Below are 8,431 nucleotides of genomic sequence, written 5' to 3' on the forward strand. Positions count from 1 at the left end.
GCGCGAAAGCCGGATCGGGCTTGTCGACGGTCACCGGATACTGAAGCCGCTTGTCGTGATAATACATGGGTGGTCCTCCCAGCGTGAATAGCGCCGGCTGAACGTTGCAGGACCGCCAGGGTTTGTTGCGCCCCCACAACGATCGCCACGCCGTGGCAAGAACGCGGTAGGGTGCTCTAACGCATTGATTTAGATAAATATATTACGGAACTGTCGGTGTTGCGGCCATGGCCGAGTTGACCCGTTCCATGGCTTCACGCTCGATCGTCTCCAACTCGGCCAGTGTCTGGACGATGGCGATCTTCTGCTGGTTCAGCTCCTCGATGCGCTCGCGACACCGTTCGGCCAGCGCGCGCATCTGTTCGACATGCTGGGGATCGGCATCGTAGAGGTCGAGGAACTCCTCGATCTCGCGCAGCGAAAAGCCGAGGCGCTTGCCGCGCAGGATCAACTGCATGCGCCCGGTTTCACGCCGGGTATAGACGCGCGCGGTGCCGACCCGGCGCGGCTCGATCAGCCCGCGATCCTCGTAGAAGCGCAGCGTGCGTGCGGTGACCCCCAGGCTGGCGGCCACCTCCTGTATCCCGCGCAACTCCTGCGCGTCGTCTGCCGTCACCGTCTCTACTCCGTCACCGCCGGCGCCGTCGCTGCCAGCCGGGCCATTTCCTCCTCGACCAGTTCCTTTTTGGAAAGCTTGCCGATCAGCGTCTTGGGCAACGTTTCGCGGATTTCGACTTCGCGGGGAAGCTCGATCTTGCTGATCTTGTCGACCAGAAAGGCGCGCAGCTCGGCCGGCGTCGCGGGATGGTCGGGGCGCAGCGTGACAAAGGCCTTGGGCGCCTGGCCGCGATAGTCGTCGGGCACGCCGATCACCACCGCCTCGGCTACCGCGGGATGCTCGTACAGCGCTTCCTCGATCATCCGGGGATAGACGTTGTAGCCGCCGCAGATGATGACGTCCTTGATCCGGTCGACGATGAACAGATAGCCGTCCTCGTCCAGATAGCCGACGTCACCGGTGCGCAGCGCGCCGTCGACGAACACGGCGGCGGTGTCTTCCGACTTGTGCCAATAGCCCTGCATGACCTGCGGCCCGCGTGCGCAGATTTCGCCGACTTCGCCCGGCGGCAGCACGCGGTCGGTGCCGCTCCGGTCGCGGATCTCGATCACGGTGCCGGGGAAGGGGGGACCGGCCGAGCCCGCCTTGTTCAGCCCGCCGATCGGGTTGCAGGTGATGATCGGTGACGCTTCCGACAGGCCATATCCCTCGACCAGCGTCGCGCCGGTGTTCTTTTCAAAGGCGATGCGCACCTCGGCGGGGAGCGGCGCGCCGCCCGAGATGCAGGCATTGATCTGCGACAGGTCGACGGTGCGGGTCTCCGCGACCTTGGCGATCGCGTTGTAGATGGTCGGGACCGCCGGGAAGGACGTGGGCCGCGTCCGCGCGATCGTCTTGAGCAACTGTTCCAGCTCGAAGCGGGGCAGCAGGATCATCTCCGCGCCCACCCGCACCGAGTAGCTGAGCACCGTGGTCAGCGCAAAGACGTGGAACATCGGCAACACGCCCAGTACGCGCTGCTGCTCTGCGCCCTGGTCGCCGACATGCAGCACCATCGCATCGGCGTTCGACACCAGATTGGCATGGCTGAGCATCGCCGCCTTGGGCAGACCGGTGGTGCCGCCGGTATATTGCAACACCGCCACGTCGCCGGGCGCGACGGAGACCGGGGCGGGGCGGGCACCGCCGCGCATCAGCGTGCGCAGGGTGAGGTGCAAAGGCCCGGTTGGCACGGCCGCGATGTCCGCACGCTTGACCAGGCGGTAGGCGATCCGCTTCACCGCGGGCAGGCCGTCCGCGATCGGGCAGGTGATGACGCGGCGGAGGCCCAGTTGCTCCGCGACCCTGGTTACGCGCGCATGGATTTCCGGCAGGTCGCAGGTGGCGATGATCTGAGCGCCAGAGTCCTGCAGCAGATGACATATCTCGCGTTCGACATAGAGCGGGTTGACGTTCACCACCACGGCGCCCGCCTTCAGCACCGCGAAGAACAGGATGGGGTAGGCGGGCATGTTGGGCAGGCACAGTGCGACGCGCGTGCCGCGCGTCACGCCCAGCGCCTGCAAGCCGGCGGCGGCGCGGGCCACCTGCTCGCCCAGCTCGCCATAGCGGGTGATGCCACCCATGAAGTCGATGGCCGGCCGCCCGCCATGCGCCGCCACCGTCGCATCGAACATCTCGGTCAGCAACCGCGGCTCGAAGACCAGCGCAGCCCCAGTCGCGGCTCCGTTCGCAGCCGGTTCGCGCGTGTCGTTCACTTCCATCTGGCGCCTCTCCTTTTCGTTTTTTCCGGCGGCACCGGTTGTAGCCGGTTGCGCCATCCCGTATAGCATTGACGTATAGGTTAGCTATCGCACCTTAACGTGAGCCCGCAAGGGCCTTTCAACGAGAGGATCTCATGACCAACGTCGTGATCGCCGGTTACGCCCGCTCCCCCTTCCATCTGGCCGGCAAGGGCGCGCTGGCGCGGGTTCGGCCGGATGACCTTGCCGCACAGACGATCCGCGGCCTGATCGAGCGGACGGGTGTCGATGCGGCGGCGATTGAGGACATCATCCTGGGCTGCGCCTTTCCGGAGGGCGAGCAGGGACTGAACGTCGCGCGCATGATCGGGCTGCTGGCGGACCTGCCGCTGTCGGTCGGCGGCATGACGGTGAACCGCTTCTGCGGGTCGTCGATGAGTTCGATCCACATCGCGATGGGCCAGATCCAGATCGGCGCGGGCGAGGCGTTCATCTGCGCCGGCATCGAATCGATGAGCCGGGTGCCGATGGGCGGCTACAACCCGCTGCCCAACCCGCAACTCGCGGCCAAGAGCGCGGGCGCCTATATGGGCATGGGCGAAACCGCCGAGAACGTTGCGACCAAATACCAGATCACTCGCGCCGAGCAGGAAAGCTTTGCGGTCAAGAGCCAGAAGAAGGCAGCGTCCGCGCGCGACGCCGGCCGCTTGGCAGATGAGATCGTGCCGATCCAGACCAAAAGCGGCGTGGTGAGCGAGGACGGCATCATCCGCCCCGACACCACCGAAGAGGTGCTTGCCGGTCTGAAGCCCGCCTTCAGCCAGGACGGCACGGTGACCGCGGGCACGGCGTCGCCGCTGACCGATGGTGCGTCGGCAGTGCTGGTCACCTCGGAAGACTTCGCCCGGCGCCATGGCTTGAAAATCCTGGCGCGGATCAAGTCGGTGGGCATTTCGGGTTGCGCGCCCGAGACGATGGGGCTTGGTCCGATCGGCGCGTCGGAGAAGGCGCTGGAGCGTGCGGGCATCAAGTCCGGCGATCTGGACATCGTCGAGATCAACGAGGCGTTCGCCAGCCAGGCGATCGCCTGCATCCGCGACCTGGGACTGAAGGACGAGACGATCAATCTGGACGGCGGCGCGATCGCGATCGGCCATCCGCTGGGCGCGACGGGCGCGCGCATCGTCGGCAAGGCGGCGGCGCTTTTGGAGCGCGAGGGCGGCACCTATGCGCTCGCCACCCAGTGCATCGGCGGCGGGCAGGGCATCGCGACCGTGCTGGAGCGTGCATAAATGACGGACGCGATCAAGAAAGTCTGCGTGATCGGTGCCGGCGTGATGGGCGCCGGCATCGCCGCACAGGTGGCCAATGCCGGCGTGCCCGTACTGCTGCTCGATATCGTCCCCAAGGATGGGACCGACCGTGATGCGGTGGCCAAGGGCGCGGTCGCGCGGATGCTGAAGACCGATCCTGCGCCCTTCATGTCGAAGGCGGCGGCCAAGCTGGTCGAAACCGGCAATATCGAGGATCATCTTGGCAAGGTCGCCGAATGCGACTGGATCGTCGAGGCGGTGGTCGAGCGGCTGGATATCAAGCAGGCGCTCTATGCCCGGCTGGAGGAAGCCAAGCGGCCGGGCACCGCGGTGTCGTCCAACACGTCCACCATTCCGCTCGCGAACCTGACGGAAGGCCGCTCCGACCAGTTCAAGCGCGACTTCCTCATCACGCACTTCTTCAATCCGCCGCGCTACATGCGGTTGATCGAGATCGTGACCAGCCCGAGCACCGATGCGGGCGTCGCCGCGCGGGTCGAGGCCTTCGTCGACCGGATGATGGGCAAGCGCATCGTGCGGGCGAAGGACACGCCGGGCTTTATCGCCAACCGGATCGGCACCTATTGGCTGGCGGTGGCGATCAACGCGGCGATGGACCAGGGCCTGACCGTCGAGGAGGCGGACCAGATCGGTGGGCGTCCGATGGGCGTGCCGAAGACCGGTATCTTCGGGCTGGTCGATCTGGTGGGCATCGACCTGATGCCGCTGCTGTCGAAAAGCCTGTCGGCGACGCTGCCGGAAGGCGACGCCTATTTCGACACGGTGCGGCCGATGCCGCTGATCGACCGGATGATCGCGGAAGGCTTTACCGGCCGCAAGGGCAAGGGTGGCTTCTACCGCCTCGACAAGCGGCCGGATGGCAGCCGGCAGAAGCTGGCGATCGATCTCGCCACCGGCGAATATCGACCGGAGAAGAAGCCGGAGCGGTTGCCGGGCAAGGCCGAGAAGGATCTGGCCGCGCTGGTCGCAGCGCCGGGCAGGACCGGCACCTATGCCTGGGCGGTGCTGGGACCGGTGCTCGCCTATGCGGCGGGGCTGGCGGGCGAAGTCGCCGAAGACATTGTCGCGATCGATGACGCCATGAAGCTCGGCTATAATTGGAAGTTCGGGCCGTTCGAGCTGATCGACCGGCTGGGGCCGGGCAAGCTGGCCGAGCGGCTGCGTGCCGAGGGGCAGGCGGTGCCGGCGATCCTGGAGCGGGCGGGCGACCGACCCTTCTACCGGGTGGAGAATGGCAGGCGCCAATATCTGACGCTGGACGGCGACTATGCCTATGTCCAGCGGGGCGAGGGCGTGCTGCTGCTCGAGGATATCAAGCTGCGCGCCGAACCGCTCGCCCGGAACGGATCGGCGGCCTTGTGGGACGTGGGCGACGGCGTCGTCTGCCTGGAATTCACGTCAAAGATGAATGCCTTTGACGAGCAGGTGATCCAGCTCATCCAGAAGGCGATCCCGCTGGTGAAAGGCGGCTACAAGGCGCTGGTCATCTATAACGAGGGGTCGAACTTCTCGGCCGGTGCCAATCTGGGCCTCGCCATGTTCGCGGTGAACATCGCGGCGTGGAGCGAGGTGGACAAGCTGATCGCGGGCGGACAGGCGGCATTCAAGGCGCTGAAATATGCGCCGTTCCCGGTGGTCGCGGCGCCCGCCGGACTGGCGCTGGGCGGCGGATGCGAGATCCTGCTCCATGCCGATGCGATCCAGGCGCATGCCGAGACCTATACCGGGCTGGTCGAGGCCGGCGTTGGGCTGGTCCCCGGCTGGGGCGGGCATGGCGAGATGCTCGACCGGTTCCAGAAGACGCCCGGTTTCCCGAAGGGGCCGATGCCCGCCACCGCCAAGGCGTTCGAGATGATCTCCACCGCCAAAGTCGCCAAATCGGCGGCCGAAGCACGCGAGATGATGATCCTGCGCCCGGGCGACGGCATCACCATGAACCGCGACCGCCTGCTCGCCGATGCCAAGGACAAGGCGCTGAGCCTTGTCGAAGGCTATGCGCCGCCGGAGAAGCCGACCTTCCGCCTGGCGGGCGAGAGCGGCCGTGCCGGGATCGCCGGTGTCGTGCGCGATTTCGTGAAGAAGGGCGTCGCGACGCCGTATGATCAGGTCGTGGCCGGCCGGATCGCCGAGGTGCTGACCGGCGGCGAGGCCGATCTGATCGACACGGTGACCGAGGACCAGCTTCTGAAGCTGGAGCGCCAGCAATTCATGGCGAGCGTCAAGGATGCGCGGACGCAGGCCAGGGTCGAGCACATGCTCGAAACCGGCAAGCCGCTCCGCAACTGATCGGGATACGAAAACCCATGCAAGTCTATCAGGCTCCGTTGCGCGACATGCGCTTCGTCCTTCACGAACTGTTCGCCGATGACGGTTTCGGCGACCTGCCGGCGTTCGAGGAATTTTCCCCCGACCTGTACGATGCCGTCCTCGAGGAAGCGGCACGCATGGCGCAGGAGGTGCTGCTGCCCCTGAACGCCAGCGGCGATATCGAGGGGTGCCGGCTGGAGAACGGCGTCGTCCGCACGCCCAACGGCTTTGCGGACGCCTATGCCACCTTCCGCGACGGCGGATGGGCCGCGCTCGCCTCGCCGCCCGAATATGGCGGGCAGGGCCTGCCGGAGACGGTGAACAAGCTGGTCGAGGAGATGATCTGCGCGACCAACCTGTCGTTCAGCCTGTATCCCGGCCTGACCCATGGCGCGACGACGGCGATCGAGGGACATGGCTCGGAGGATCTGAAGCGGGCCTATCTGCCAAAGATGGTCAGCGGCGAATGGGCGGGCACGATGTGCCTGACCGAAGCGCATTGCGGTACGGATCTGGGCCTGCTGCGCACCCGGGCGGAGCCGCGCGAGGATGGCAGCTTCGCGATCACCGGCGGTAAGATCTTCATCTCGTCCGGCGATCATGACCTGACCGACAACATCATCCATCTGGTCCTTGCGCGCCTGCCCGATGCCCCTGCGGGCGTGAAGGGCATCAGCCTGTTCCTGGTGCCCAAATATCTGCCGAACGACGATGGCTCGGTCGGCACAGGCAACGGCGTGTCGGTAGCCGGCATTGAGCACAAGATGGGCCTGAAGGCATCCGCCACCTGCCAGATCGAATTCGATCGCTCCACCGGCTGGCTGGTGGGCGAGGCGAACAGGGGCCTCGCCGCGATGTTCACGATGATGAACACCGAGCGCGTTTCGGTCGGCATACAGGGCCTTGGCATCAACGAGATCGCGTATCAGTCTGCGGTCGCCTATGCCAAGGAACGCCTGCAGGGGCGCTCGCTGGCGGGTGCGCAGCGGCCGGACCTGCCCGCCGATCCGATCATCGTGCATCCGGACGTGCGCCGGATGCTGATGACCATGCGCGTCTATGCCGAAGGGTGTCGCGCGCTTGGCCAATGGACCTCGCGGGCGCTGGATGCCGAGAAGCACAGCGCCGATCCGGCGGTGAAGCAGCGCGCCGGCGACTTCGTGGCGCTGATGACGCCGGTGGTGAAGGCGCTGTTCACCGATCTGGCGTTCGATGCCGCGAACCTGGGCGTGCAGGTGCATGGCGGCCACGGCTATATCCGCGAACACGGCGTGGAGCAGTTCGTCCGTGACGCCCGCATCGCCCAGATCTACGAAGGCACCAACGGCGTCCAGGCGCTCGACCTGGTCGGGCGCAAGATGCCGGCGCATATGGGCCGTGCGCTGCGGCCCTTCTTCCATGCCGTCTCGGCGCTGTGCGAGGACACCACCGGCCACGGCGACAAGGCGATCGCGGGATGGACGGCGGCGCTCCACCAGAGCTTTGGCGCGCTCCAGCTCACCACCGGCATGATCGCGCAAAAGGGGATGAAGGACCCCGAGGAAGCGGGTGCCGCGGCGACCGATTATCTGCGCATGCTGGGGCTCGTCGGCATCGGCTACACCTTCCTGAAGGCGGCATTGATCGCGCAGGCGCGGCTGGACGAAGGGCATGACGATGCCGCCTTCTACCGCGCGAAGCTGGCCACCGCCGGCTTCTTCTTCGATCGCATTCTGCCCCAGGCGACGACCGGCTTCCTGGTGATCAAGTCGGGCAAGCGGTCGACCATGGCGCTGCCGGTCGACGCCTTCTGATCGCGGCACCCGCTCAAGCGCGGGGCCGAACGCATCGTCACGCGTTTGGCCCCCGTCGCGACGATGACGGGAGCAACGTGTGAAGTTTCTGGTACTGGAAAGCGAAACCGCGGACGAGCGTGAGGCGCGGCGGCAGCGAGCGGGCAAAAGTTCGGGCGAAACCTATGCCGCCACGCTGACCGGCATGGTGCCGGGGGCGAAGGTGACGCGCATTGCGCCCGCCGATGCCGATGCGCCGCATATGGGGAGCGATGACATTGCCGCCTTTGACGCGGTATTCGTCACCGGGTCGCCGCTCCACGTTTATGACAACAAGCCGGAGGTCCGCCGTCAGGTCGCCTTCATGCGCGCGGTGTTCGCCAGCGGCGTGCGCTCCTTCGGGTCGTGTGCGGGGCTGCAACTGGCGGTGTTCGCGGCGGGCGGCAAGGTGCGCGCCATGACCGGCCGGATCGAGGCCGCGGTCGCACGCGGCATCACCGCCACCGAGGCGGGGCGGGAGCATCCGCTGCTTGCCGGCCGGCCCGGTGCCTGGGACGCCGCCGCCATCCATACCGACGAAGTGGAAGAGCTGCCCGAGGGTGCGGTGCTGCTCGCCGGCAATGGCGTCACCCGCGTGCAGGCGGCCGAGATCCGGCATGATCGCGGCGTGTTCTGGGGCGTGCAATATCATCCCGAACTCGCCCCCGGCGCAATCGC

The 8,431-nt window shown here is 66.7% G+C and carries 6 protein-coding genes; 4 read left to right on the forward strand and 2 right to left on the reverse strand.

Annotated elements, in window-relative coordinates:
- Nucleotides 1-202 precede the first annotated feature (202 nt).
- Both Q0U08_RS14605 and Q0U08_RS14610 read right to left on the reverse strand, forming a co-directional pair.
- The gene (locus tag Q0U08_RS14605; protein WP_298092184.1) at nucleotides 203-616 is read right to left on the reverse strand and encodes a MerR family DNA-binding transcriptional regulator; all 414 of its coding nucleotides are present in this window, start codon (nucleotides 614-616) and stop codon (nucleotides 203-205) included.
- A 5-nt stretch (nucleotides 617-621) separates the two neighbouring features.
- Complete coding sequence (locus tag Q0U08_RS14610) at nucleotides 622-2,235, reverse strand: long-chain fatty acid--CoA ligase (protein WP_298092189.1); 1,614 nt, start codon at nucleotides 2,233-2,235, stop codon at nucleotides 622-624.
- A gap of 221 nt (nucleotides 2,236-2,456) precedes the next feature.
- On the opposite strand from Q0U08_RS14610, the gene Q0U08_RS14615 reads away from it, so the two are divergent.
- The 4 genes from Q0U08_RS14615 to Q0U08_RS14630 all read left to right on the forward strand — a co-directional run.
- The gene (locus Q0U08_RS14615; protein WP_298092185.1) at nucleotides 2,457-3,593 is read left to right on the forward strand and encodes a thiolase family protein; all 1,137 of its coding nucleotides are present in this window, start codon (nucleotides 2,457-2,459) and stop codon (nucleotides 3,591-3,593) included.
- Entirely contained in the window at nucleotides 3,594-5,921 is a 2,328-nt protein-coding gene (locus Q0U08_RS14620) for a 3-hydroxyacyl-CoA dehydrogenase/enoyl-CoA hydratase family protein (protein WP_298092186.1), read from the forward strand.
- 17 nt (nucleotides 5,922-5,938) lie between these two features.
- Nucleotides 5,939-7,735 (forward strand): acyl-CoA dehydrogenase C-terminal domain-containing protein, encoded by a 1,797-nt coding sequence (locus tag Q0U08_RS14625; protein WP_298092187.1) that lies wholly within the window; start codon nucleotides 5,939-5,941, stop codon nucleotides 7,733-7,735.
- 79 nt (nucleotides 7,736-7,814) lie between these two features.
- A partial coding sequence (locus tag Q0U08_RS14630) for a type 1 glutamine amidotransferase (RefSeq protein WP_298092188.1) occupies nucleotides 7,815-8,431 on the forward strand: 617 nt, incomplete at its 3' end.

Source organism: uncultured Sphingomonas sp. (assembly GCF_946477935.1).
In the GTDB taxonomy this organism is placed as follows: Bacteria; Pseudomonadota; Alphaproteobacteria; order Sphingomonadales; family Sphingomonadaceae; genus Sphingomonas.